The following is a 24,384-nucleotide window of genomic DNA, read 5'->3' on the forward strand; positions in this document are numbered from 1 at the left end:
AGATGAGTCTCCAGCCGGGTGACGCCCTCACATCGCACAATTTCGGTCTGCAGATCGACGGCGTGATGGTCGAGTACCTCGCCGAGGTCAGCGGCCTGTCGATGGAGCAGGACGTCATCACCTACCAGCAGAACACGCCGGACGGGAAGAACCACGTCCGCAACCTGCCGGGCGTGAAGAAGAACGGCACCTGCACGGTCGTCCGCGGTATGACCCAGTCCTCGTCGTTCACCCAGTGGATCAACGAGTCGATCAACGGCCAGATGGCCACGGCCCGCAAGAACGCCACCATCATCATGATGGACTTCCAGAACACCCCGGTGAAGCGCTACAACCTGCGCAACGCCTGGTGCAGCAAGATCGACACCTCCACGGTCAAGGCGGGCGAGGCGTCCGCGCTGACCGAGTCGGTGACCATCACGTTCGAAGAACTGGTCATCGAGTAATGAGGCGTTCGGCCGGCAGGGCCGGGAGCGTGGCAGCGCCCCCGGCCCCGGAGGTGACGACCACGGCGGCGCCCCCGCAGCAGGAGGCGCCCCGCGAGGTGCTGCGCACGGAGTTCCCGTTCCAGCTCCCGCGCGGCTACGTCGACGAGCAGGGCACCGTCCACCGGGACGGCGTGATGCGGCTGTCCACGGCGCGCGACGAGCTGATCCCGCTGCGGGACATCCGCGTCCAGGAGAACCCGGCGTTTCTGTCGGTGGTGCTGCTGGGCCGGGTGATCACCCGCCTCGGCACGCTGCCGCTCATGCACGACGGCATCGTGGAGAACATGTTCGCCTCCGACCTGGCGTTCCTGCAGGACTTCTACCGCCAGATCAACGCGGAGGGCCACACCCGGGCCGCGGTCAACTGCCCGCACTGCTCGGAGCCCTTCGAGGTGGAACTCGGCGGGAGCCGCCTGGGGGAATCGTGACGTACGCGACCGACCGGCTGCACGAGGAGATCGCGTACGTCGCCTACCACTTCCACTGGAACCTGGAGGACATCCTGGACCTGGAGCACGCCGACCGCCGCCGCTACACCGCGGAGATCGCGTCCCTGGTGACCCGGGCTGCCTCCGCAGGGGCGGAGGGCTGAGCGGTGGGGCTGTGGGATCGGGTACGGGGGCGTGAACGCGCTCCGGAAACGCAGGTGGAGCCCGGGGTTTCCGCCGAGGCGCCGCGTGCCGTGGTGGCGGCGGCCTGGCCGGGACTGCCGCCGATCCAGCGTGCGCTGGGGACGGGCGGGCCGGTCGCCGACCCCGGCTTCGGCGGCCGGCTGCCGACCTGGCAGAACCCGTCCTTCCTCGGCATGCGCTCACACGCGGTCCTGGACGGCGAGTCCAGCGCGTCCCTGGCGAGCGGCGGCCTGACGGGACGGACCGGAGCGGGGGCCGTGTCCGGCCTCGAACGGCCCATGCAGTCCATGCCGTTGGCAGGCCCGACGAGACCTGCCGGTCCACCGCTGCCGGTGGTGCCGTTGCGGGCGGTCAGGGGTGGTCCTACGAGGGGAGCGGCCGGTTCTTCGGCCGGGTCGGCCGGGTCGGTCACCGCCGGGGCCTCTGGGGCGGCGCCGGTGGTGCAGCGGGTGCCGTTGTCGGGGCCTTTGCCGACTGCCGTGGGCAAGGGCAAGCCGCAGAGGCCGGTGGCGCCTGCTGCCCAGCGGGCGGTCACCCCGGCGACGGCCGGTCCGGCCACGACCTCGACTCCGGCTTCGGTTTCCGGGGCTGTGCCCGTGGCGTGGGCGCCGCAGCCGGCTCCGGTCGCCCCGGCTCCGGCCACGGGGCCGCGCGTCACACCGGCCCCTCCCGTCGCGCCTCGGCGCGGCGCGCTCACGCATGCGCCGGCGAACACATCGGTCACGGCCGTGCAGCGCCGGACACTGCCGTCGGCGCCGAGGGCGCTGGCGAGCGAGGGCGGTGCGGTGCCGGCGCCGGGGGAGGGCGACCGAGCCGAGGACGGGGCCGTACGGCGAGCGGTGACGGGTCCGGCCATTGCCGACCGCACGTCCTCCAGGGCTACGGCACCCATGTCACCTACGACGACACCTCCCGCGCGCTCCGCGACGCCCGCCGCCGTGCCTCCGGTACAGCGGCGGACGGCGAGCGGTACTGCACCGGGCGGCAGCCACACGCCGACTTCTCCGACTGCACCCGGCACCCCGCCGGCGGAGGCCCCGGCACAGTCACCCACGAGCGCCGGGGCCCAACCGCCTTTCGTACAGCGCCGTCCGTCCCCCTCCTCCCCCACCCCGCCTGCAGCGCCCCGTCAGGGGCGAGGGGCGGTGTCTGATGTGCGGCTACCGCCGCGTGAGCGCGCTCAGCCCCCACCGGCCGACACCAGGACCACCAGCGCAACCACACCCTCCTCCCCACACGTACGCCCGCCGTCGACCCCGACCGAGAGCGTCGGCCGCGAGGCGGCTGTACAGCGCCGGGTGACGGAGAACGCGGCGCCCCCTGCTGATGCCGCGACGGCTCGCGAGCCCGTCCGGCCCTCCGCGACCAGCGCTTCGGCGGTGCAGCGACGGGTGGCGGAGCGCGTGGCCGCCCCCGACGCCGTACCGGAAGCACGCGCAGCCGCGTCGGCTGAACCGGAGCGTCCGCGGGAGCCCGGTCTACCCTCCGCGACCAGCTCTTCGGCGGTGCAGCGGCGCGTGGTCGCCGCCGATGCCGTACCGGAAGCACGCGCAACTGCATCGGCTGAGCCGAAGTCCCGGCGTGAGCCCGACCAGGTCCCCGTGACCGGTCCTTCGCCGGTGGCCGTGCCCGCTTCCCCTTCCGTGCAGCGCCGGGTGACGGAGAGGGCGGCGACCCCTGCTGATGCCGCGTCGGCCGACCCGAAGCGCCCGCGCGAGCCCGTCCGGCCCTCCGCGACCAACCCTTCGGCGGTGCAGCGGCGCGTGGTCGCCCCCGGCGCCGTACCGGAAGCACGCGCAACTGCATCGGTTCAGCCGAAGCCCCGACGCGAGCCCGACCAGGTCCCCGTGACCGGTCCTTCGCCGGTGGCCGTGCCCGCTTCCCCTTCCGTCCAGCGTCGGGTGGCGGAGAGCGCGGCGACCCTTGCTGATGTCGTACCGGAAGCACGCGCAGCCGCGTCGGCTGAGCCGAGGCCCCTGCGTGAGCCCGTCCAGGCCCCCGTGACCGGTCCTTCGCCCGCGGCCCCCGCCGCCGCAGGGCGGGAAGCCCCGTCGGCATCGGCGCCGATACCCTCGCGTCGTCCCAACCCGGCTCCGTCGACCGGTACTTCGGCCTCCGCTCCGGTGCCGCGTACCGCGACGCCGCCCGGCTCGCTTCGCCCGGGCCTCGGCGCCCCGCTCGCCCGTCCGGCGGGGGCCGGAGCCCTCGGGGCGCCCGTACAGCGTCGGACGACGGATCAGGCGCCGACCCGTCCGAGCGCGCGCCCGCAGCCCGCCCCGACCGACCTTCCGACCACGGCCTCGCCCGCCCCCACTCCCCGCCTCGGTCTCGGCGCCCCCCTGACGGTCCCGGCCACTCCCGTCCCGTCCGTCCAGCGGCGGAGGGCGACGAGCGGTCCGGGAGAGCGGCCGACCGTTTCCGTCCCGCCCCCGACGCCCGAAGCGCCTCGTCAGATACCCGTCCCGCCGAGCACCACCCCCGCTCCCGCCCCTCTCGCCGTACCCCCGTTCCTGACCGGAGCCTCCGGCCCCGTCCCCGCTCCCGCCGACGGTCAACCGCCTTTCGTACAGCGACGTCCGTCCCCCTCTCCCCCCACCCCGCCCGCAGCGCCCCGTCAGGGGCGCGGGGCGGTGTCTGATGTGCGGCTACCGCCGCGTGAGCGCGCTCAACCCCCGCAGGCCGACGCCAGAACCACCACCGCAACCACCCCTCACCCCGTCCCCCTCCGCCCCACCACCCCGCTCTCCACCGCCGCCCCTCTCCCCGTAGCCCCCCTCAACCTCCCCACCATCCAGCGCGACGCCCTCACCACAGCCCTCCCACCGGCGGCGATCACGGGAACCAAAACCTCCCTGAAGAAGGAGCCGGTCACCACCACGACCCCTCCTCCCCCCGCCCCCGTCACCAAGGCACCTCGACAGCTGCCCCCCGACGGCCCGCCGCCACCCCCACCCGGGGGCCACGTCGTCACCGCGGAGAACGACGACCTCCCCCCGGAGTACCGGGCGGTCGAAGAGGGCGGCTTCGATCCCGGCGCTCTGACGGAGTACCAGGTCGACGCGCTCGTGCACCGGATCATCGACCGCATCACCCGGCACGTCCGCACCGAACTCCGCCGCGACCGCGAACGCGTCGGCAAGCTCCGCGACTTCCGTCCCTGAACATCCCCGCAACATCCCCGCCCCACAGAAAGGCCCCCGATGGCTCGCCAGGACCCGGGAACCACGATCTGGTTCAGCCTCTCCATCGACGGTGAGAGCCTCGGTTACTTCAACGGGTGCGAGGGGCTGTCGTCGCAGGTGGAGATCGAGCGGCGGCAGGAGGGCGGCAACAACGGCTTCGTGTGGCAGCTGCCGACCCGGGTCACCTTCTCCACCATCCGGCTGACGCGACCGCTGACCCCGGACACCTCGAAGGTCGCGAAGTGGATCTCCTCCGTGCAGACGGGCATCAAGCGGCCCACCGCCCAGATCACGGCGCTGCGCGCCGACGGTTCGGAGGTCGCCCGGTGGGGCCTTCTCGACGTGCTGCCCGTGAGCTGGCAGGGCCCCTCCCTCGACCCGGCCAGTCCCGCCGTGGCCACCGAGGTCCTGGAGATCACCCACCACGGATTCACGGACTGAGCGGGACGAGAGAGACGAGAGAGACGAGAGGGCAGGGAAAGACAATGGCCAGCAGCAGTCGGGGCGCCGGCAAGAGCCTCGTGCGCGCCACCCTGGAGATCCACCAGCCCCCGCCGAGCGGCAGCCGTACCCCGGGCGCTCTCATGAAGTCCTTCAACTTCGACTTCAACCCGGCGCAGCTCACCATCGGCCGCCGCGCCGACTGGAAGTCCTCCTACGCGCCGATCGAACGCGACGGCCCGCTCCCGGAGTTCCTCGGCGCGCACCCGCGCCAGATGAGCGTGGAGATCTTCCTGGACTCCTCGGACGAGCCGACCGCGAACTCGGTGCTGAAGAAGGTCGAGTCGCTGCTGACGTGCTGCGAGGTCACCGCGCAGAGCATCGCGAACAAGCGGCCGTCGCCGCCGTGGGTGGTGTTCGAGTGGGGGTCGTTCTCGACGGCCCGGTTCACGGCGTACGTCGCCTCGGTCGACGCCTCCTACACGCTGTTCGGGACGAGCGGGATGCCCATCCGGGCCACCTGCCGTCTGCAACTCCAGGAGATCCCGACCAAGACCCCCGGGCAGAACCCCACCTCCGGCGCGCTCACCGCGCAGCGCGTGCACCGGGTGGTCGCCGGGGACTCGCTGCAGGCGCTGGCCTGGCGGGAGTACGGCGACGCGTCCGCCTGGCGGGCGATCGCCGACGCGAACGGGATCGACGACCCGAACCGGCTGCCCGCCGGGACGGAACTCGTGCTGCCTGCCGCCGAGGAGGTGCGGCACTGATGGTGAAGTACGCCTACTCGAACATCATCAAGGTGACCATCAACGGGAAGGACCTGAAGTCCGACCCGGTGTGGGGGTCCGCGCTGATGGACGCCCATGTCGACCAGGGCGTGGGGGTGCCGGCCGCCTTCCAGCTGACCTTCCGGGACAAGGACCGCAAGCTCCTCGGCGACCTGGGCGTGAAGTTCGGCAGCGAGGTGGTGCTCACCCCGATGTCCGACGGCCTGGACACGGCGGGCCCGCTGCTGACCGGCGAGGTCACCGCGATGGAGGCGGAGTACGACGGCACCGGCAGCTATGCCGTGATCCGCGGCTACGACAAGGGTTTCCGGCTGATGCGGCAGCGCCGGGTGGTCGCGTACCGCAACCAGACCGCCTCCGACATCGCCCGCAAGCTGGCCGGGCAGGACGGGGTGCCGATCGGCCGAATCGACGCGACGAAGACCGTCTACGAGTTCATCAGCCAGAGCAACGTCACCGACTGGGAGTTCCTCGCGCGGCTCGCCGACGAGAACGAGATGGTCATGTCGGTCGACGCGAAGGGGAAGTTCCAGTTCGTGAAGCCGAAGGACGCCTCGGGGGCGCCCTCGACGAGCACGGACGGCGACAAGAGCCCCTTCGTCCTGGAGGCCGGCCACGACATCCTGCGGCTGCGCTCCGCCGTCACCGCCGCCGACCAGGTCGCCACGGTCGAGTCCCGCGGCTGGGACGTGACGACGAAGAAGACGCTCACCGCGACCTCCAAGGCCAACGGCAACCAGGGGTACAGCATCGGCGCCACCCCCGGTGACGCGTACGCCAAGTTCCCGGCGGCCAAGCTGGTGGAGACCCGGACCCCCTACGACAAGCAGTCCGAGGTGAAGTTCGCGGCCGCCGCCCTCGCCGACGACGTGACGTCCGGGTTCGCCGAGGTCGAGGTCGTGGTGCGGGGCAATCCGCAGCTGCGGCCCGGGGTGCCGGTGGCGCTCAAGGACGTCGGCACGCCCTTCGCGGGCAAGTACACGGTCACCTCGGTACGGCATGTCTTCGGCGACGCCAAGCACTACGAGACCTGGGTGACGGTCAGCGGCCGGCAGTGGCGGTCCCTGTACGGCGTCGCCTCCGGCGGCGGTGGTGCGGACGGCGGCCTCGACCGGCAGCTCAGCGTGGCCCCGGCGCTCGTCACCGACGTACAGGATCCGCTCCAGCAGGGCCGGGTGAAGGTCAAGTTCCCCTGGCTGGACGACACCTACGTCAGCGACTGGACCCGGTCCGTGCAGCTGGGCGGGGTGCGCGGCGGCGGGGTGTTCCCGATGGACGTCGGCGACGAGGTGCTGGTCGCCTTCGACCGGGGCACCCTCGACCACGCGTACGTCATCGGCGGCCTCTACAACGGCAAGGACAAGCCGACCCGGGTCAAGGACGTCCCGCTGCACGACGGCATGCGCGGCCGTGCCACCCGGCACACCGTCTCCGACCGGTCCGGCAACCACGTGGACCTGCTCGACCAGAAGGGCCGCAAGGAGGGCGTCCGGCTGGCCAGCGGCGACGGCAGGCTGACCGTGTTCCTCGACCGGACCAAGACCGAGATCACCGTGGACAGCAAGGGTGACGTCTCCATCAAGGGGAACCGGGCGGTGTCGGTCGAGGCGGGCACCAGTCTGTCGCTGCGTGCGAAGGGCGCGCTCAGCATCAGGAGCGGGGGACCGTTGTCCCTGCAGAGCGCCGAACTCGTCGACATCAAGGCGCCGACGGGGGCGGTCTCGGTGAACGCCGCCGCGCTGAACCTGATGGCGACCGGTGCCGCCTCGCTGCGCGGCAACGGTGCCCTGGCGCTCGGCTCCCTCGCCACCGTGGCGATCACGGCCCCGCAGGTGCCGGTCCTCGGCAACCTGACCATGGCCGGACTGACCGTGATGGTGATCCCGGCATGAGCGGGCGCCAGGTCCTCCCGGAGAGGCGGGTGCGGAGCTGATGGCGGAGCAGTTCGTGGGCTCGGGGTGGTCCTTCCCGCTCCGGATCGGCCCCACCGGCGGTATCGCCCTGGTCAGCGGCGAGAAGGAGGTCGAGGAGGCGATCCGGCTCGTGCTCTCCACGGCCCCCGGCGAACGCCCCATGCGGCCGGAGTTCGGCTGCGCCATCCACGACCTGGTCTTCGCGCCTGTCAACGAGCAGACCGCCGGCCGGATCCAGCACGAGGTGTACGCCAGCCTCGACCGCTGGGAGCCGCGGATCGAGGTCGAGGACGTCGAGGTCACCACCGGAGCCGACCCGAGCGTGCTGATGATCGACGTCCGCTACTCGGTCCGCGGCACCAACAACCCGCGCAGCCTCGTCTTCCCCTTCTACGTCATCCCCTCCCACGACGAGCCGGACCTGCCGCCCGCCTCCTCGGACTCCTCGGAAAGCGACCGCTGATCCCCGATGGCCCTGCCCTCCCCGAACCTCGACGACCGCCGCTTCCAGCAGTTCGTCGACGACGCCAAGCGTTACATCCAGCAGCGCGCCCCGGAGTGGACCGACCACAACGTCTCCGACCCCGGCATCACCCTGGTGGAGACGGTCGCGCACATGGCCGACCAGATCGTCTACCGGCTCAACCGGGTCCCGGAGAAGAACCACCTGGCCTTCCTGGACCTGGTCGGCATCACCCTCTTCCCGCCCTCCGCCGCCCGCACCGAGGTGACGTTCTGGCTGTCGGCGGCCCAGGAGGACCCGGTGCCGGTGCCGGTCGGCACGGAGGTGGCGACCCGCCGTACCGAGACCCAGGAGGCGGTGGTCTTCGCGACCGAGCGCGCCCTGACCGTCGTACCGAGCGAGCTGCGGCACCTGATGAAGCAGGAGCGCGGCTCGGCGGTCGTCGACCTCACCCATGAACTCGCCGAGGGCAAGGACCTGTTGTGCTTCACCGAGGCCCCGAACCCCGGTGACTGCATGCTGCTCGGCCTGACCGCGGCCGTCCCGCACTGCGCGGTCGCCCTCGACCTGGACAGCCGGGTCGACGGTGTCGGCGTGGACCCGCGGCAGCCGCCGCTGGTGTGGGAGGCGTGGACGGAGGACGGCTGGCGGGAGTGCGAGGTCGACCGGGACGGCACCGGCGGACTCAACCGCCCCGGCGAGGTCGTGCTGCACGTCCCCGGCGGCCACGTGCTCTCCCGCAACGGCGGCCGGGAGGCGGGCTGGCTGCGCTGCCGGGTCACCGAACCCCACTCCGACCAGCCCTTCTACACCACCTCCCCGACGGTCCGGTTCGCCGAGGCCTGCACGGTCGGCGGCACCACCGGCGCCGTCCACGCGGAGACCGTCGAGGACGAGGCGCTCGGCGAGTCCACCGGCCTGCCCGGCCAGCGGCTGCGGCTCGCCCACGCCCCCGTCGTCGGCGACACCCCGCCGCTCCTCCTGCAGACCGCCGAGCACGACGGCGAGGACGGCTGGCTGGACTGGCAGGTCGTCCCGCACTTCGCGGCCTCCGGCCCGTACGACCGCCACCTCACCCTCGACGCGACCACCGGCGAGATCGCCTTCGGCCCGGCGGTCCGCGAACCGGACGGCTCCCTGCGCCAGTACGGCGCGGTGGCCCCCAAGGGCGCGGTCGTCCGGGCCCGCCGCTACCGCACGGGCGGCGGCCGGGACGGCAACGTGGCCCGGGGCGCCGTACAGATCCTCCGCTCCTCCATCCCGTACGTCTCGGAGGTCGTCAACCGCGAGGCCGCGCGCGGGGGAGTGGACGGCGAGACGGTCGCCGAGGCCAAGGTCCGCGCCCCCATCACCCTGCGCGCCCAGGAGCGGGCGGTGACCCTGCGCGACTACGAGGAGCTGGCCCGCCGCGCCGCCCCCGAGACGGCCCGGATCACCTGCCTGGAGGGCGAGGAGACCGAGTACGGGTCCTACGCGGTACGGGTGCTGGTGGTGCCCCAGGCGGTCCCCGACCCCGGCGGCCGCCTCCGCTTCGAGCAACTCGTCCCCGGGGACGCCCTCCTGGACCGCATCACCCGCCACCTGGACGAACGCCGCCTGATCGGCACCCGGTTGGCGGTCGGCCCGCCCTTCTACCAGGGCGTCACCGTGGTCGCCACCGTCCATGCCTTCCGCGGGGTGGACGTCGACCGGGTCCGCCGCCAGGCCCACGACGCCCTGTACCGCCACCTCGACCCGCTGACCGGCGGCGCGGACGGCAAGGGCTGGCCGTTCGGGCGCCCGGTGCAGTCCGGCGAGGTCTTCGCGGTCCTGCAGCGCGTCCCCGGCGTCGAACTCGTCGACGAGGTGGTCCTCCACCCCGCCGACCCCCTCACCGGCAAACGCGGCGACCCGACCGACCGCATCGACCTCGAAGCCCCCTCCCTCGTCTTCTCCTACGACCACCGGGTCCGGGTGATCGGCGAATGAGGGGCTCGATCGACGGCCTGGGCTCCTCCGTCCCCATCGGCCGGATGCTCCCGGCGGTCTTCGCCGACGACGACCTCGCCCTGCGGTTCGTGGCCGGCCTGGACGACGTGATCGCCCCCATCCCCAACGTCCTCGACTGCCTCCCGACCTACTTCGACCCGGCCCTCGCCCCCCTGGACTTCACCGAGTGGCTGGGCACCTGGGTCGGCGCGGAGACCGACGGCACCGAACCGGAACCGCTGCTGCGTGCCGCCGTCGCCGCGGCCGCCTACCTGCACCGCATCCGCGGCACCCGCCGGGGCCTCGCGGAGGCGGTCCGGCTGGCCTTCGGCGTCGCCCCGGAGATCACCGAGAGCGGCGGCGCGACCTGGAGCGCCCGCCCCCTCGGCGCCTTCCCCGGCACCCCGCGCCCCCGCCTCCACGTCCACCTCACGCTCCCCGCCCCCACCCCCGCCGACGAGGTCCGCCTGGAACACCTCGTCGCCGCCGCCCGGCCCGCTCACATGCCCTACACGGTCCAGGTGACCGCGTCCGCCGAAAGGACCCCGCAGCCATGACGACCACCCAGAACTGCACGGAGTGCGGCACGGTCGCCGAACCGGGCCAGTCCTTCTGCGACGCCTGCGGAGCCGTCCTGAGCTGGACCGGCAACCGCGACACCCCGACTCCCGAACCGACCCCGGCCACAGCAGCCCCTGCCTGGGATGCCTTCACCCGCCGCGACGGCGGCTCGGGCCTCCCTCAACGAGAGCTCCGGGCCACGACCACGACAGCGCCCCGTGACGAGCAGGAGGACGTGCCCCGTCAGGGGCGCGGGGCTGAATCCGATGTGCGGCTACCGCCGCGTGAGCGCGACCAGCCCCCACCGGCCGTCACCGAACCCACCACCCCCGACGCCCCCACCGTCCCCACACCGCAAGCCGCCGACGCAGCCCAGCCCCCACAAGGGCCGCCCGCCGAAGGCGACGACGCCCACGACCGCGCCCGCCGCCTCCTCGTCCCCGTACAGGACCCCGACGCCACCCCACCCCCGGCCCCCTCCGTCGCCCCCGTCCTCCCCGGCCGCCCCACCCCCCAGCGCCCCGCCTCCGTCCGCGCCCCCGGCGAGGACCTCGGCGCCCACGGGGGCACCCCCTGCCCCTGGTGCGCCACCCCCAACCGCCCCGACCGCCACTTCTGCACCCGCTGCGCCATGCCTATGGCCGGCCACGGCAGTGCCTCCTCCTCGGCCCCTCGCCCCTGGTGGCGCCGCATCCTCGACTTCCGTAACCGCGAGACCCCCTGGGCCGGCGACCGCCCCCGCCTCCGCCGCACCTTCGACCGCGTGCTGACCTGGATCGTCGCGGCCGTCGTCCTCGCCCTCGTCACCGTCCTGGCGTTCAACATCCCGAACGCGGTGAGCGCCACCCGCGACCACTTCGCCAAGCGGGCCCAGGTCTCCCCGGACCGGATCACCGCGTCCCGTTCGTACGCGGGGCACAAGCCGGACCTGGCCTTCGACAAGCTGAGCAACACCTGGTGGGGTCCCGGCGTGATCCAGGGCGGCGAGGGCGAGTGGATCGAGGCCCGTTTCGACGAGCCGACCCGCCTCCTGAACGTCATCGTCTCCTCGGGCGAGTCGAACCACTTCGACCAGCTCAAGAAGTCGGCGCTGCCGCACCGCATGAAGGTGACGATCAAGACGGCCGACGGCAGGACCGAGGACCGCGAGCTGACCCTCGACCAGATGGTCGGCGGCCAGACCCGCAACCTGCGCGCGGCGGACGTCGTCTCCGTCCGCTTCACGATCGAGTCCTCCTACCAGGCCTCGGCGAAGACCCAGGTCGCCATCGCCGAGATCGAGTTGTTCGGCCCGTCGAGCGCGGGCTCCTCCTGACGGCCGCACCCACCTGACCCGGCGGTCCGCCGCACAGGGAGTGGTGCGAGGATCCGGCCATGACCGGGGACGACACGGGGAAGCGGCGCACCGCGCGCAGAAGCCGGCGCGACGTGCCGCTGACCCCGATCGCCTTCCTCCTCGTCGGCAACGTGGTGGTGAAGTTCCTCGGCGCCCTGTTCTCCCTCGCCTTCGGTTCCGGCGGCTTCTCCGCCGGGCGGCTGGCGGAAGCCGTCCTGGACCTGGTCGGGCGCCTGCTGGTCGCCGCCCTCTGCCTCTGGCTCTTCGCCCGGATCCGGAGGTGGCGGCGCGGGGCGAACCCACAGGGCCAGGGGCAGGGCCAGGTCTAGCCCCGCATCAGCGACCGGTAGACCGCCGTCGACCGGGGATTGCCCCGGCAGCCCCACACCCCGTGCGGGCAGTAGTCGGTGATGGTCTGGTACAGCGGCCGGTTGGCCGCGAACCACTCCAGCATGCCCCGCAGATACGCCGGATCGTCCCCGTTCTCGTACAGCCCCCACTCGGGATACGAGACGGGTTTGCCGTGGGCCCGGGCGAAGTCGACCTGGGCCTGCAGCCCGTACGGCTCCGCGACCTGTTCCTCGAAGGAGAGCCCGCGCGGGGAGTCGTAGGCGTCCATCCCGACGATGTCCACGAAGAGGTCCCCGGGATAGCAGCGGGTCCAGGGCACGGCGTCGCGCCCCCGGTTCGGCGTGAAGTCGAACCGGAACCGCGCGCCCGGCACCGACCGCATCGCGGTGACGATCCGCACCCAGTACGCCTTCCAGGCGGCCGGGTCCGGCCCGCAGCGGTGGGTGTACGTGTCCCCGTTCATCTCCCAGCCGAGGACGACGACGGTGTCCGGCGCGCCGACCGAGACCAGCCGCCGGGCCAGCGTGCGGAAGTGGCCGTCGTAGGCCCCGCCCGCCCCGAGCCGTAGCCGCCGCCGTACCTCGGCGTCGGGCAGGTGGTCCTCGGTCCGTTCCAGCATCGGCACGTTGAGGACGAGCAGGCGGTCCGGCGCGGCCCGCCGCCAGTGCGCCCACAGCCGTACGAAGTCCGGGGCGCCCTCGATGTTCCGCCACACGTCACCCGGGAGATAGGTGTGGCCGACCCGGGGCTCGTCGTGTCCCAGCCAGTCACCGAGCGCACTCACCCGCCGTACCCCTTCGGCGCCGTAGCCGACGTACGCGCCGAAGGGTCCGGGGGCGGCGGGCCGTGGGGTCTCCGGCCGGGAGACCGGCAGCAGCAGGAGGACGGCCATCGTGATGAGGAGGACGAACCTCGGACGAGCCATGGGGGGAAGTCTGGTCGTTGTCGGGAGCCGGTGGGCGCGGTGCGGGCATGTTCGAACTTTGTGCGAGGCCCGCGGGATCGCCGGAGACCTGTACCCCGTGCCCGCGCAGCCAGGGCAGCGGCGCCACCGCGGAGCCCGCGTACGGGCTGGTGCGGACCTCGAAGTGGAGGTGGGGGCCGTCCGCGTTGCCGGTCGCGCCGGCCGAGCCGATCCGCTCGCCCGCCGCGACCTGCTGTCCGGGGCGGACCTGGATCACGGACAGATGGGCGTACTGCGTCCAGTACCCGTCCGGGTGACGTAAGACGATCTGGTTGCCGTAGCCGTCGCCGCAGGACGTGGTCGCCACCTGGCCGGGGCCGACGGCGTACACGGGTGTACCGGCGTCGACCGCGAAGTCCTGGCCGGTGTGCCGGTGTTTCCACAGGCGGCCCTTGGCGGCGTAGCCGGCGGAGAGCCGGTAGCGGACCGTCGGCGCCGTCCAGCCGTCGAGGCCGACCGGCGGGTCGGGATCCGCGGCCCCGGGGGCTCCGAAGGCGCAGCGCTCGGTGGCCTCGGGGTCGGCCTTGGCGGGCGTGGTGAGGAACGCGCCGGTCAGCAGGAGGACGAGCGCGGCCGTGAGCAGTCGTGGATCATCCGTTCGCATTGTCGGATCCTCGGACGATCGGACGGTCCCGGGCCGCACGCACACGCCCGGAGCCGCGACTTTCGCCCGTTCGGATCCGGGATCGGCACCGGTGCCCCGGCGGGCTGAACGGACGCCCACCGTCCGCCCGTACCACCGGGCACGTCAGCGTTCGTCCGCAGATCGGAGTCCCCCGTGAACGCATCCGCAGCCATCGGCGTGACCGGCCTGGGGGTGATGGGCCGCAACCTGGCCCGGAACTTCGCCCGGCACGGCTACCCGGTCGCCGTCCACAACCGCACCCCCGCCCGCACCCGCGCGCTGGTCGAGGAGTACGGGGACGAGGGCAGCTTCGTCGGCGCCGAGACGGCCGCCGAGTTCGTCGCCGCCCTGGAACGCCCCCGCCGCATCATGATCATGGTGCAGGCGGGTGCCGCCACCGACGCCGTCATCGACGAGTTCGTGCCCCTCCTCGAACCCGGTGACATCGTCATCGACGGCGGCAACGCGCACTTCGCCGACACCCGCCGCCGCGAGGCCGCGCTGCGCGAGAAGGGGCTGCACTTCGTGGGTGTCGGCGTCTCCGGCGGCGAGGAGGGCGCCCTCAACGGGCCGTCCGTCATGCCGGGCGGCTCCGCCGAGTCGTACGCCGTGCTCGGGCCTATGTTCGAGGACATCAGCGCGAAGGTGGGCGGCGAGCCCTGCGCCACCCACGTCGGCGCCGACGGCGCCGGGCACTTCGTGAAGATGGTCCACAACGGCATCGAGTACGCCGACATGCAGCTCATCGCCGAGGCCTACGACCTGCTCCGCCAGGTCGGCGGCTACGCCCCCGCCGAGATCGCGGACATCTTCCGGGAGTGGAACGCCGGCCGCCTCGGCTCCTACCTCATCGAGATCACCGCGGACGTCCTCGCCCACGTCGACGCCGCCACCGGCGCGCCCTTCGTCGACATCGTCGCCGACGCGGCCGGTCAGAAGGGCACCGGGCGCTGGACCGTCCAGACCGCCCTGGACCTCGCCTCGCCGGTCACCGCGATCGCCCAGGCCACCTTCGCCCGCGCTGCCTCCGGCCGCGGTGCGCTGCGCGCCGCCTACGCCGGACTGCCCGGCGGCACCACGCCTCCGCTCAGCGCCACCGAGGCCGACCGCTTCGCCTCCCGCGTCGAACACGCCCTCTACGCCTCCAAGGTCATCGCCTACGACCAGGGCTGGACGATGATCCAGGACGCCGCCGCCGAATACGGCTGGAAGATCGACCTCGGCGCGGTCGCCCGGATCTGGCGCGGCGGCTGCATCATCCGGGCCTCCTTCCTCGACCGCATCCGCGCGGCCTACCGCGCCGACCCCGACCTCGTCAGCCTGCTCGCCCAGGAGGAGTTCGCCCGGGAGATCACCGACGCACAGGTGCCCTGGCGCGAGACGGTCGCCTCCGCCGCCCGCCGCGGCATCCCCGTCCCGGCGTTCTCGGCCGCCCTGTCCCACTACGACACCCTGCGCGCCGCCCGGTTGCCCGCGGCCCTTCTGCAGGGCCAGCGCGACTACTTCGGCGCCCACACCTACGGCCGCACGGACCGCGAGGGTGCCTTCCACACGCACTGGGCAACAGAGGGCCGTCCGGAAACCGAGGGCTGATCAGGCGCCCCGACAGGGGCGCGGGGAACTGCGCGATCAGCCACGACGGACCGTCACGGGTCGAACGGTGCTCAGCCGTCCGCGGCGCCGTCGTGGCTTGTCGCGCCCACGCGGCGGTAGCCGCATATGGAATACAGCCCCGCGCCCCTTACGGGGCTCTCCTCACGGGGCTCTCACGGCTTCCGCCGGAGGCACCCGCAACGCCCTTCTCGTCGGCAGCTCGATCGTGACGTACGACGTGACGATCACCGTCACCGCGGCCGCCGGCGCCAGCCACCCCGGCCCCGCCGGCCAGGGCCGGTCCAGGAAGCCCTGGCCCAGCAGCGCCAGCGGCACCGCGGACAGCGCGGCCCCCGACACCAGCGCCGCCACCGCGATCACCCCGGCCTCCCGGCGCATCATCGCGAGGATCTGCCGCGGCGTGGTGCCGACCAGGCGCAACGCGGCGATCTCCGTGCGGCGCTGGGCCGTCGCCGCGACCAGCCGGTTGGCGATGCCGAGCAGCAGATAGCCGAGCAGGACGACGATGACGGCGAGGTTCACCCACACCTCGGGCGGGGTGTCCGCGCCCGCGTCGGGGGCCGTGTCCGAGAGGGCGAGGCCGGGGCGGTCGGCGGCCAGGGCGGTGAGCCCGCGCCCGGCGGTGGCCGTGCCGTCGGTGCGGACCAGGACGCTCTGGTCGAGGCCGGACGTGGTGTGCGCGGCGGCGAGGTCGTGGGAGAGGACGACCGGTCCGAAGCCCAGCCCGCGGCTGTACACGGCCACCACCTTCGCCTCGACGGGCGCGCCGTCGCCGAGGAACAGCTTGATACGGGCGCCGAGTCCGGCGTCGCGCTGCCCCGCCACCTCGCTGCTGACGGCCACCGTCGGGCCGGTCAGGTCGGTCACGCTGCCCTCCTTCACCCCCAGGTCGAGGACGTCCTGCGCGGCCGGGGTGAGGATCAGCGCGGCGGCCGACTCGGTCTCGGTGTCGTCGAACATGCGGTACGGCCACACCACGGTGGTCGTATTGACCGGCGCCGCCGCCCGCACCCCGGGCAGCCGCCGTACCTCGGACAGCGTGTCCGTCGGCAGCCCGCCCAGCGCGGGCGCGCTCAGCCGGTACCCGGCGAGCGTGCCGGTGCGGGTGTCGTCCGAGGTCGCGGCCAGCACCGTGGTCTGCGCGAGCGTGTACGTCAGCACGAACACGACGGCCATGGCGAGCGGGCTGATCACCCCGGTCACGCGCTGCGCGTACGCCCGTACGTTGGACATCGCCAGCCAGGTCGGCGCGGACACCCCGGGGCGCAGCCGTCGTACGACCGTCTCGCCCGCCGAACGGACCAGTGCGGGGCCCGCCAGGGCCAGGCCGATCGCGGCGACGATGCCCGCGACGGAGGTGGCGGAGGCGCCGATCGGGGTGCGTTGCAGCAGCGGGGGGACGGACAGCACGAGGGAGACGGCCATCAGGAGCAGGCCCGTGGCCGTGCGGGCCCGGGACGGGGTGCGGGGTTCGCTGCGGGACTCGGCGACCGCCTCGGTGGCCGGCATCTTCGAGGTGCGCCAGGCGGCGCAGCGGGCCGCGAACCGGACGGTCGCGACGAGCAGCAGGATCGCGGCCAGGGCGGGCAACGGGCTGAGGGTGAGGGGGAGTCGGGGCGGCAGCACGTCCCGGTGGACGAGGAGGGCGCGGAAGCGGGCGGCGAGGAGATAGCCGAGGGCGACGCCGGGGACCAGGGCGGCGGCCGTCACCGCGGTGGACTGGGCCGCCGCCAGCCGGCGGATCTGCCGGGGTGTCGCCCCGACCGCCCGCATCAGCGCCAGGTCCCGGCGCTGGCCCGCGATCGCCACGCCCAGCGCGCCGGCCGTGACGAACCCGGTGATCAGCAGCACGATCCCGGCGAGCGAACCGGAGAGCAGCACGAGCAGGGAGCGCGCCGAACCGACGCCCGGGGCGACGGCCACGCCCCGGTCGGCTCCGGTGAGGACCTTCAGCCCGGTACCGGCGACCGCCTCCCGGACCTCGGAGGCGACCCGCGCCTCGGCTCCGGGGGCGGTGCGCAGGCCTATGAGGTCGACGGCGGCGGTGTCCTCGTGGAGGCGTGCCGCCGTCGCGTCCGTGAAGTAGATGCCCGCGTCCGGGGCGTGGACCAGGGCCGTCACCCGGTAGGACGTGGCCGTGCGGCCGTTCGCGGCGACGCGCACCCGGTCGCCGACGGCGAGGCCGGTCGAGGCGTCCACCGCCACCTCGGTCGCGTTCGCCGGAGCCCGGCCCTCGACGCGCGGGGCGCCGAGCAGCTTCGTCGAGGACCAGCCGTGGCCCGCCGCTGCCGGGTCCTCGTCGGCGACCGGGAGGACGCGGCCGTGCGGGTCGGTCAGCGCGGCCGGGAGGCCGAGGTCGCCGACCGCCGCCGTGACGCCGGGGAGTGTCGCCAGCCGGGCGGTGAGGGCGGCCGGGACCGTGGCCCGCTCGGGCAGCGCGATCGGCAGGTCGCCGGACGGGTGGTACTCCTGGTCGGCGGCGACCACGACGGCCGCGCCGCCGAGCCGCCCGGGCGGCAGCTGGGAGCGCAGACCGGACTCGGCCAGCACCCCCGTGGCGGTGATCAGGGCCGCGCCGCCGAGGACCGCGCAGGCCACGGCGAGCAGCGAGGCGATCCGGTGGGCGGCCATCCGCAGGGCGAAGTGCAGCATGGTGATCAGTGCTCCCCCAACGCGGCCAGCCGGGCCGCCAGTTCCGCGGCCACCGGGCGGTCCACGGCCTCGACCACCCGGCCGTCGGCCATCACCAGCGCGGTGTGCGCGCGAGCCGCGGCGGCCGGGTCGTGGGTGACCATGACGACGGTCTGGCCGAGGTCGTCGACGAGCGTCCGGAGCAGGTCGAGGACCTGGTGGGCGCTGCGCAGGTCGAGCGCGCCGGTCGGCTCGTCGGCGAAGACCACGGCCGGGCGGGTGGCCAACGCCCGTACCAGGGCAGCTCGTTGCTGCTGGCCGCCGGAGAGTTCGGCGGGGCGGTGGTGGAGGCGGTCGGCCAGTCCGACCCGTTCGACCAGGGTGCCGATCCAGTCCCGGTCGGGGCGGCGGCCGGCCAGTCGCAGCGGCAGCGTGATGTTGTCCTCGATCGAGAGGGACGGGATCAGGTTGTAGGCCTGGAAGACGAAACCGACGCGCTCCCGGCGGAGTTCGGTGCGTCTGGTCTCGTTCAGTCCGGCGATCTCCCGGCCGTCGATGCGGACGCTGCCCGAGGTCGGCGTGTCCAGCCCGGCCGCGCAGTGCATCAGCGTGCTCTTGCCGGAGCCGGAGGGGCCCATCACGGCGAGGAAGGTGCCGTGTTCCACGGTGAGCGACACGTTGTCCAGGGCCCGAACCCCGCCCGCGTACGCCTTGCCGACGCCCGCGAGCGCGATGGCCGGCGCCTGCCGGGCGGTGTCCGTCGTGGCCGGGTGCGCGGTCGTGTTCATCGACGGCCCCGCAGCCGTCGTACCACCAGAGCGCCCGCGCTGAGCAGGGTCACCACTCCGCAGGCCACGTTCACCCAGGGGGTGACACCGCCGTACGAGGTGGCCATGTTGGCGGCCGCGCTGAGCACCAGCAGGGACCAGAGCAGGGTGCGGGTGAGGTCCACACCGCGGCCCGGATCCGCCGCCGGGGGCGGCGGGCTGGTGAAACGGTAGGGGTCGGTGCCGGTCACACGGTCCTCCTGGCGCTGCTTCCTGGGATCAGGGCACCGACGCTACGGACCGTGACCCCCCTCGGCCGATCCCGTGGGCCGCCCGGTCCGAGGTACAGCAGGCTGTACCCTCCGGCTCCGGCCGGCCCGCCGAACTCCCGTACGCCCTAAGGTCGTCGACGTCGACGGAAGGGGTGCCGATGGCCGTCACCGGTGCGCGGACGGAGGGTGTCCGGGCCCTCGCCGCAGGGACGCTGCGGGCCGCGGGCGGGGCGCTCGGCGAGCTCGTCGGCGGGCTTGGTACGGCCGTCCCGGCGTTCGGCCTGCTGCTCCTGAATCGCGGTGACGGCGGTGACCGCGCCGCTGGGACTGGGCCTGCTGCTCGCCCCCCCTCGCGCTGCGCGCCCTGCACGCCCTGGCCGGCCGGGAGCGGGAGCGGCTCGGGCGCCGCGGCCCCGAGGTGATCGCCCCGGATCCGCCGGCCGCCCGGCTGCGGCCGGCGCTCGCCGACCCCACCACCCGGCGCGAAGTGCGCTGGCTGCTCCGGCACGCCACCGCCGGGCCGGCGCTGGGGCTGACCGGCGCCTACCTGCCGCTGTCCGCCGTACGGGACACGCCGGCTCGTCGTCACCGACGGCGCCGTTCACAAGCACATCCGGTCCATCTTCGCCAAACTCGACCTGTCCCCGGCGGACAGGGTGGACCGCCGGGTGGCGGCGGTCCTGCACTACCTGGAGGACGCCCGGACCCGCGCCCGCCGACCCGAGGCGGCGGTCAGACGCGGACGCCGAACATGAACGGTCCGCCGATGGTGCTCATCGACTCGTAGCGGACGACCGTGCCGGTGCGCGGGGCGTGCAGGATCTGCCCGTTGCCCGCGTACAGGCCCACATGGTGCAGGTCGTTGAAGAAGAAGACCAGGTCGCCGACCTGAAGGTCCGAGGTCGAGTAGATCTTGGTGCCGATCGTCGCCTGGGACTCGGAGGTGCGCGGGATGGAGACCCCGGCCTGCGCGTAGGCCCAGGAGGTCAGGCCCGAGCAGTCGAAGGAGGACGGGCCGGTGGCGCCGTAGACGTACGGGGTGCCGATCTTCGTCTTGGCGGCGGCGAAGGCGGCGGCGGCCCGGCCGGTGGCGGAGGTGTCGTTGCCGAGGTCCACCCGCTCGCTGGAGGAGCGGCTGGCGCGCTCCTGGTCGGCGGCGAGGGCGGCCTTCTCGGCGGCGGTGAGGCTGTTGAGCAGCTTCTGCGCCTCGGCGAGCTTGCCCTGGACCTCCTTCTTCTTCTCCGCGAGTTCGGTCCGGGTGGCGGCCAGGTCCTTGAGCTTGCCGGTGGCCTCGGCCCGTTCCTGCGCCAGTTCGCGCTGCTTGGCCTGGATCTTCTTCAGCGTCTCGACCTGCTGGCTGCTCAACTGGTCGAGGGTGGAGGCCTTGTCCAGGTAGCTGTCCGGGTCGGAGGAGAGGAACAGCTGCAGGGACGGGTCGATGCCGCCGCTGCGGTACTGGGCGGTGGCCATGCTGCCGATGCCGTCCCGCAGGTCGTTCAGCTCGTCCTGGCCGCGCGCGACCGAGTCCTGCAGCGCGGATATCTGCTTCTGGAGCTTCTCCTGCTTCTCCTTGGCCCCGTTGAGCTTCTCGGTGGCCTGCTCGGCCTCCTCGTACAGCTTGTCGACCCGGGACTTGACCTCGTCCTTCTTCGGCTTGGCGGCGGGCGCGGCCTCGGCCGCCTGCGAGGAGAGGACCACGGCGGCAGCGGCGGCGGTGGTGAGCACGGTGACGCGAGCGCGGCTCGGCTGCTTGGGACGACGGTGGGACGCCACGGAGGCGGCCTCCTTCCGAACGAAAGAGTCGAGCATTGGGTCAACTAGAGGTACGAGTAGTAGACATTAATGACTCTCTTACGATCAGTTCAAATCTCCGCATGGAAAAAAATCAGCCACCGGCCGTCAACAGGCCTTCTGTGCCGACCGGGTGGCGGGACGGCCGGGCGTCGACTGTTAAGAACCTTGACAGTTAATTGGTCTAGTCCAAATATGGGCGCTCATGAGACGCACCCGTGCCCTGCACGCCCTGACCGCAACCGCTCTGTCCGCCACGCTCGTTGCCTTCGGGGCCGGCGCCGCGCACGCCTCCCCGCAGGCCCGCCCGCACGCCGGGAAGCCGCTGCCCGCGCATGTCGCGGCGCCCTACTTCGAGGCCTGGACCGGACAGAGCCCGGCCACGCTCGCCGCCCAGTCCGGCAACAAGTACCTGACCCTGGCCTTCCTCCAGACGCCCGCCGCGGGCTCCTGCACCGCCGACTGGAACGGCGACGCCACCCAGCCCGTCTCCTCCTCGGTGTTCGGCGCCGACATCGCCGCCCTGCAGGCCCGCGGCGGCGACGCCATCCCCTCCTTCGGCGGCTACAGCGCCGACACCACCGGCACCGAACTCGCCGACAGCTGCACCGACGTGGACGCCATCGCCGGGGTCTACGAGAAGCTCGTCACGACGTACGGCATCAGCCGCATCGACCTCGACGTCGAGGCGGACTCCCTCGCGAACACGGCGGGCATCGACCGCCGCAACAAGGCGATCGCCAAGGCCGAGCACTGGGCCGAACGCACCGGCCGGTCCCTGCAGTTCTCCTACACCCTGCCGACCACCACCAAGGGCCTGGAGGCCGACGGACTCGCCGTCCTCCAGAACGCCGTCGCCAACCACGCGCGCGTCGACGTCGTCAACATCATGACCTTCGACTACTACGACGGCGCCACCCACGACATGGCCACCGACACGAAGACCGCCGCGACCGGCCTCCACGACCAACTCCACGCCCTCTACCCGCACAAGAGCTCCCGGCAGCTGTGGGGCATGGTCGGCGTCACCGAGATGCCCGGCATCGACGACTACGGCCCCGCCGAGACCTTCACCACCCAGAACGCCGCCACCGTCGCCCGCTGGGCCGCCGCCCAGGGCATCGACACCCTCTCCTTCTGGGCCCTCCAGCGCGACAACGGCACCTGCGTCGGCACCGGCGGCTCCGACTCCTGCTCCGGAATCGCCCAGGACACCTGGTACTTCAGCCACACCTTCGCCCGGTTCACCGGTCTGCTGCGGTAGCTCCCCGGCAGTTCGGCCCGGGCGTCCACACCCTGTGGACGCCCGGGCCGAAACGCGTGCGCGGTTACGGGTTGACGACCGTCCCGCCGAAGGTGACGTTCAGCTTGCCGCTGGAGGCGAAGGACCAGCCGAGGCTGCCCGAGTAGGAGGAGCACCGGGAGCCGTTCGTGCCGGTCCAGAACTGGTTGGAGCTGTCGGCGTCGCCCACGGTCTTGTCGTTCGAGCCGCTGACGGCGAACCGGCAGGAGGTGTTGGTCCGGAACACCGAAGTGCCCTTGTCGAAGGAGAAGTTGCGTTCGGCGTTGTCGATGCCCACGTTGTTCGAGACGGTCATCGTGCCCGGGTTGCTGTTGTAGGTGAACCCGTGGTGGCCGTTGCCGTAGGCGATGTTGTGCTGGACCACGTGGTTGACGGCGATGTCGTCGCCGCCGAGCTTGTAGCCGTTGCGGTCGCCGTCCCCGCTCTGACTGCCGTCGCTGAGCGTGCCGTTGCCGTAGGAGAGCGAGTACTCGATGGTGACCGGGCCGATGGCGCCTGTGTCGGTCTTGGTGTACAGGTCCCAGCCGTCGTCGATGTTGTTGTGCGAGACGTCGTACCGGAACACGTTCCCGGTGCCGGTGGTCAGCTTGGCGGCGAAGCCGTCCGCGTCCTCGCCGTCGCTGTCGGCGTTGTCGTGCGACTCGGAGCTGACGACCAGGTTGTTCGCCGGCCAGGCACTGCTTGACGTGCTGGAGGAGATCCGGCCGAGCTGCAGTCCGGTGTCGCGGTTGTACGCGGTCACGGTCCGCTCGACGACGTTGTTGCTGCCGCCGACGTAGATGCCGTTGTCGCCCGCGTGCTCGACCGTGAGCCCGTACAGGTGCCAGTAGTTGGCGAAGAGCTGGATGCCCCGGTTCGACGAACTCTCGCTCTGCGCGGAGAAGTTGAGGACCGGGGTCTCGCCCGGGTAGGCGGACAGGGTGGTGAGCGCGCCGGAGCTGCCGTTGGAGCCGGCCGGGATGGTCACCGTGGAGGAGTAGGCGTACGTCCCGCCGCGCAGGTAGATCGTGCCGCCGGCGGCGATCCGGCTGATGGCCGAGGTGAGCGTGGTCGGTGCCGACTGGGTGCCGGCCGCGCTGTCGGTGCCGCCCGGCGCCACGTACAGCACGCTGGACGCGGCCTGCGCGGGGGTTCCGGAGAGTGCGACGAGCGTGCCGGCGAGCAGGCCGACGGCCGCGATGACTGGTCTCACGTGCATCGTTCGTCTCCGTTCGGGTGCGGGTGTCGAGATGCGGAACGTTCAGAAAGCGCTTTCTCCGTGAAGCTAGAGAGGGTGCCGTGGGCGCGTCAATAGTCATGTATGTAAAGAGCGTTCGTGGATGTGATCGTCGGGGTGTGGCGCCAGGCGGTATTTCGATGGCGATCGGAATAGGTGTCGTGGACCCTCCGTTGCCCCTGGTATGACAGAGACCACAGGCAAGATCGACCTAGGTGCCGTCGGTGTGTGGCGCCACGACAGGACCGAGCCCGAACTGGCGGTCGCGCTGGAGGACCTGGGCTACGGCACTCTCTGGCTGGGCAACGCGTCCGTCGCGGACCTGGCCGAGATCGAGCGGCTGCTCGACGCGACCGGGCACCTCGTCCTCGCCACCGGCATCGTGAACATCTGGGCCAACCCGGCCGAGGAGGTCGTCCGCGCCTACCGGCGCATCGCCGAACGCCACCCGGACCGCTTCCTGCTCGGCATCGGCGCCGGCCACCGCGAGATGACCCAGGAGTTCGTACGGCCCTACCAGGCGCTCAACGACTACCTGGACGCCCTCGACGCGGGCGGCGTACCGGTGGCGCGCCGGGCGCTGGCCGCGCTCGGCCCCCGCGTGCTGCGGCTGGCCGCCGAACGGGCGGCGGCCGCGCACCCGTACCTCGTCACTCCCGAGCACACCCGCCAGGCCCGCGAGATCCTCGGCCCCGGCACCCTGCTGGCCCCCGAGCAGAAGGTGGTCCTGGAGACGGACCGCTCCCGGGCCCGCGCGACCGGCGGCCGCAGGCTCGGCCCCTACCTGGGCCTCAGCAACTACGTCGGCAACCTGCGCCGCCTCGGCTTCGACGACGCCGACTTCGCGGACGGCGGCAGCGACCGGCTCTTCGACGCCCTGATCCTGCACGGCGGGACGGCGGAGGTGGCGGCGGGCCTGCGGGCCCATCTCGACGCCGGCGCCGACCATGTGACGCTGCAACTGCTGACCGACGCCGACACCGACCCGCTCCCCGGGTACCGGGCACTGGCGGAGGCGCTGGGGTTGGCCGGCTGAAGGGGGGCGGCTGAGGGCGGAGCTGCTGGGGGCGGAGGCGGT

The 24,384-nt window shown here is 72.9% G+C and carries 21 protein-coding genes and 3 pseudogenes; 17 read left to right on the top strand and 7 right to left on the bottom strand.

Features of this window, described 5'->3' with window-relative positions; translation table 11 throughout:
- Positions 1 to 2: 2 nt before the first annotated feature.
- From ACFZDK_RS11815 to ACFZDK_RS11870, 12 genes are all read left to right on the top strand, one after another.
- Positions 3 to 446 (top strand): phage tail protein, encoded by a 444-nt coding sequence (locus ACFZDK_RS11815; protein WP_046726369.1) that lies wholly within the window; start codon positions 3 to 5, stop codon positions 444 to 446.
- Positions 446 to 916, top strand: a complete 471-nt coding sequence (locus ACFZDK_RS11820) for a hypothetical protein (protein ID WP_390971869.1) — start codon at positions 446 to 448, stop codon at positions 914 to 916. The genes ACFZDK_RS11815 and ACFZDK_RS11820 overlap by 1 nt, the downstream gene beginning before the upstream one ends.
- Positions 913 to 1,080, top strand: a complete 168-nt coding sequence (locus tag ACFZDK_RS11825) for a DUF6760 family protein (protein WP_355721179.1) — start codon at positions 913 to 915, stop codon at positions 1,078 to 1,080. Before ACFZDK_RS11820 ends, ACFZDK_RS11825 begins: the two co-directional genes overlap by 4 nt.
- Positions 1,081 to 3,750: 2,670 nt before the next feature.
- Positions 3,751 to 4,281, top strand: coding sequence for a hypothetical protein (locus tag ACFZDK_RS11830; protein WP_390971870.1), 531 nt, complete (start codon positions 3,751 to 3,753; stop codon positions 4,279 to 4,281).
- Between the two features lie 39 nt (positions 4,282 to 4,320).
- Positions 4,321 to 4,743, top strand: a complete 423-nt coding sequence (locus ACFZDK_RS11835; RefSeq protein ID WP_355721187.1) for a phage tail protein — start codon at positions 4,321 to 4,323, stop codon at positions 4,741 to 4,743.
- Between the two features lie 44 nt (positions 4,744 to 4,787).
- Positions 4,788 to 5,510: a LysM peptidoglycan-binding domain-containing protein gene (locus ACFZDK_RS11840; RefSeq protein WP_359211174.1), complete on the top strand. Its 723-nt coding sequence runs from the start codon at positions 4,788 to 4,790 to the stop codon at positions 5,508 to 5,510.
- Entirely contained in the window at positions 5,510 to 7,423 is a 1,914-nt protein-coding gene (locus ACFZDK_RS11845; protein WP_390971871.1) for a VgrG-related protein, read from the top strand. Before ACFZDK_RS11840 ends, ACFZDK_RS11845 begins: the two co-directional genes overlap by 1 nt.
- A gap of 40 nt (positions 7,424 to 7,463) precedes the next feature.
- Complete coding sequence (locus tag ACFZDK_RS11850) at positions 7,464 to 7,907, top strand: GPW/gp25 family protein (protein ID WP_355721196.1); 444 nt, start codon at positions 7,464 to 7,466, stop codon at positions 7,905 to 7,907.
- A 6-nt stretch (positions 7,908 to 7,913) separates the two neighbouring features.
- Positions 7,914 to 9,875, top strand: a complete 1,962-nt coding sequence (locus ACFZDK_RS11855) for a putative baseplate assembly protein (protein ID WP_390971872.1) — start codon at positions 7,914 to 7,916, stop codon at positions 9,873 to 9,875.
- Entirely contained in the window at positions 9,872 to 10,432 is a 561-nt protein-coding gene (locus ACFZDK_RS11860) for a phage tail protein (protein WP_390971873.1), read from the top strand. Before ACFZDK_RS11855 ends, ACFZDK_RS11860 begins: the two co-directional genes overlap by 4 nt.
- Complete coding sequence (locus ACFZDK_RS11865) at positions 10,429 to 11,751, top strand: NADase-type glycan-binding domain-containing protein (protein ID WP_390971874.1); 1,323 nt, start codon at positions 10,429 to 10,431, stop codon at positions 11,749 to 11,751. Before ACFZDK_RS11860 ends, ACFZDK_RS11865 begins: the two co-directional genes overlap by 4 nt.
- A 59-nt stretch (positions 11,752 to 11,810) precedes the next feature.
- The gene (locus tag ACFZDK_RS11870; RefSeq protein ID WP_390971875.1) at positions 11,811 to 12,101 is read left to right on the top strand and encodes a hypothetical protein; all 291 of its coding nucleotides are present in this window, start codon (positions 11,811 to 11,813) and stop codon (positions 12,099 to 12,101) included.
- On the opposite strand, the gene ACFZDK_RS11875 is transcribed toward ACFZDK_RS11870, so the two are convergent.
- Positions 12,098 to 13,003: a glycosyl hydrolase gene (locus tag ACFZDK_RS11875; protein WP_390972501.1), complete on the bottom strand. Its 906-nt coding sequence runs from the start codon at positions 13,001 to 13,003 to the stop codon at positions 12,098 to 12,100. The genes ACFZDK_RS11870 and ACFZDK_RS11875 overlap by 4 nt on opposite strands.
- Positions 12,891 to 13,691, bottom strand: a complete 801-nt coding sequence (locus ACFZDK_RS11880) for a peptidoglycan DD-metalloendopeptidase family protein (protein ID WP_390971876.1) — start codon at positions 13,689 to 13,691, stop codon at positions 12,891 to 12,893. The genes ACFZDK_RS11875 and ACFZDK_RS11880 overlap by 113 nt, the downstream gene beginning before the upstream one ends.
- Before the next feature lie 174 nt (positions 13,692 to 13,865).
- Here ACFZDK_RS11880 and gndA point away from each other — a divergent pair, with 174 nt between their 5' ends.
- Positions 13,866 to 15,305, top strand: coding sequence for an NADP-dependent phosphogluconate dehydrogenase (gene gndA, locus ACFZDK_RS11885; protein ID WP_390971877.1), 1,440 nt, complete (start codon positions 13,866 to 13,868; stop codon positions 15,303 to 15,305).
- Between the two features lie 162 nt (positions 15,306 to 15,467).
- Here the strand turns inward: gndA and ACFZDK_RS11890 are convergent, their stop codons facing one another.
- Genes ACFZDK_RS11890 through ACFZDK_RS11900 form a run of 3 tightly spaced genes read right to left on the bottom strand, consistent with a single transcriptional unit; the run spans position 15,468 to position 18,975 of the window.
- Entirely contained in the window at positions 15,468 to 17,978 is a 2,511-nt protein-coding gene (locus tag ACFZDK_RS11890; protein WP_390971878.1) for an FtsX-like permease family protein, read from the bottom strand.
- 5 nt (positions 17,979 to 17,983) lie between these two features.
- The gene (locus tag ACFZDK_RS11895) at positions 17,984 to 18,745 is read right to left on the bottom strand and encodes an ATP-binding cassette domain-containing protein (protein WP_390971879.1); all 762 of its coding nucleotides are present in this window, start codon (positions 18,743 to 18,745) and stop codon (positions 17,984 to 17,986) included.
- Positions 18,742 to 18,975, bottom strand: a complete 234-nt coding sequence (locus ACFZDK_RS11900) for a hypothetical protein (RefSeq protein ID WP_390971880.1) — start codon at positions 18,973 to 18,975, stop codon at positions 18,742 to 18,744. The genes ACFZDK_RS11895 and ACFZDK_RS11900 overlap by 4 nt, the downstream gene beginning before the upstream one ends.
- 394 nt (positions 18,976 to 19,369) lie before the next feature.
- Between ACFZDK_RS11900 and ACFZDK_RS11905 the strand changes: the two are divergent.
- Positions 19,370 to 19,501, top strand: a pseudogene (locus ACFZDK_RS11905) (sensor histidine kinase); the annotation flags it as partial.
- Positions 19,502 to 19,571: 70 nt separating this feature from the next.
- Positions 19,572 to 19,751: pseudogene (locus ACFZDK_RS11910) on the top strand (hypothetical protein); the annotation flags it as partial.
- On the opposite strand, the gene ACFZDK_RS11915 reads toward ACFZDK_RS11910, so the two are convergent.
- On the bottom strand, positions 19,729 to 20,769 hold the full coding sequence (locus tag ACFZDK_RS11915; protein WP_390971881.1) for an NlpC/P60 family protein: 1,041 nt from the start codon (positions 20,767 to 20,769) through the stop codon (positions 19,729 to 19,731). The pseudogene ACFZDK_RS11910 and the gene ACFZDK_RS11915 sit on opposite strands and share 23 nt — an antisense overlap.
- Positions 20,770 to 20,992: 223 nt before the next feature.
- Here ACFZDK_RS11915 and ACFZDK_RS11920 point away from each other — a divergent pair, with 223 nt between their 5' ends.
- On the top strand, positions 20,993 to 22,051 hold the full coding sequence (locus ACFZDK_RS11920; protein ID WP_390971882.1) for a glycosyl hydrolase family 18 protein: 1,059 nt from the start codon (positions 20,993 to 20,995) through the stop codon (positions 22,049 to 22,051).
- 64 nt (positions 22,052 to 22,115) lie between these two features.
- Here ACFZDK_RS11920 and ACFZDK_RS11925 read toward each other — a convergent pair.
- Positions 22,116 to 23,204: pseudogene (locus ACFZDK_RS11925) on the bottom strand (right-handed parallel beta-helix repeat-containing protein); the annotation flags it as partial.
- Between the two features lie 286 nt (positions 23,205 to 23,490).
- Between ACFZDK_RS11925 and ACFZDK_RS11930 the strand changes: the two are divergent.
- On the top strand, positions 23,491 to 24,342 hold the full coding sequence (locus tag ACFZDK_RS11930) for a TIGR03620 family F420-dependent LLM class oxidoreductase (RefSeq protein ID WP_390971883.1): 852 nt from the start codon (positions 23,491 to 23,493) through the stop codon (positions 24,340 to 24,342).
- Positions 24,343 to 24,384 lie beyond the last annotated feature (42 nt).

It is taken from the genome of Streptomyces sp. NPDC007901, assembly GCF_042959465.1.
GTDB lineage: Bacteria > Actinomycetota > Actinomycetes > Streptomycetales > Streptomycetaceae > Streptomyces.

What these genes read in the sequence shown, in the direction of transcription:
- ACFZDK_RS11840 (WP_359211174.1), top strand. Translation starts at nt 4,788, where the DNA reads ATGGCCAGCAGCAGTCGGGGCGCCGGCAAGAGCCTCGTGCGCGCCACC.
- ACFZDK_RS11835 (WP_355721187.1), top strand. Translation starts at nt 4,321, where the DNA reads ATGGCTCGCCAGGACCCGGGAACCACGATCTGGTTCAGCCTCTCCATC.
- ACFZDK_RS11850 (WP_355721196.1), top strand. Translation starts at nt 7,464, where the DNA reads ATGGCGGAGCAGTTCGTGGGCTCGGGGTGGTCCTTCCCGCTCCGGATC.
- ACFZDK_RS11890 (WP_390971878.1), bottom strand. Translation starts at nt 17,978, where the DNA reads ATGCTGCACTTCGCCCTGCGGATGGCCGCCCACCGGATCGCCTCGCTG.
- ACFZDK_RS11880 (WP_390971876.1), bottom strand. Translation starts at nt 13,691, where the DNA reads ATGCGAACGGATGATCCACGACTGCTCACGGCCGCGCTCGTCCTCCTG.
- ACFZDK_RS11820 (WP_390971869.1), top strand. Translation starts at nt 446, where the DNA reads ATGAGGCGTTCGGCCGGCAGGGCCGGGAGCGTGGCAGCGCCCCCGGCC.
- ACFZDK_RS11845 (WP_390971871.1), top strand. Translation starts at nt 5,510, where the DNA reads ATGGTGAAGTACGCCTACTCGAACATCATCAAGGTGACCATCAACGGG.
- ACFZDK_RS11865 (WP_390971874.1), top strand. Translation starts at nt 10,429, where the DNA reads ATGACGACCACCCAGAACTGCACGGAGTGCGGCACGGTCGCCGAACCG.
- ACFZDK_RS11815 (WP_046726369.1), top strand. Translation starts at nt 3, where the DNA reads ATGAGTCTCCAGCCGGGTGACGCCCTCACATCGCACAATTTCGGTCTG.
- ACFZDK_RS11895 (WP_390971879.1), bottom strand. Translation starts at nt 18,745, where the DNA reads ATGAACACGACCGCGCACCCGGCCACGACGGACACCGCCCGGCAGGCG.
- ACFZDK_RS11920 (WP_390971882.1), top strand. Translation starts at nt 20,993, where the DNA reads ATGAGACGCACCCGTGCCCTGCACGCCCTGACCGCAACCGCTCTGTCC.
- ACFZDK_RS11870 (WP_390971875.1), top strand. Translation starts at nt 11,811, where the DNA reads ATGACCGGGGACGACACGGGGAAGCGGCGCACCGCGCGCAGAAGCCGG.
- ACFZDK_RS11855 (WP_390971872.1), top strand. Translation starts at nt 7,914, where the DNA reads ATGGCCCTGCCCTCCCCGAACCTCGACGACCGCCGCTTCCAGCAGTTC.
- ACFZDK_RS11860 (WP_390971873.1), top strand. Translation starts at nt 9,872, where the DNA reads ATGAGGGGCTCGATCGACGGCCTGGGCTCCTCCGTCCCCATCGGCCGG.
- ACFZDK_RS11930 (WP_390971883.1), top strand. Translation starts at nt 23,491, where the DNA reads ATGACAGAGACCACAGGCAAGATCGACCTAGGTGCCGTCGGTGTGTGG.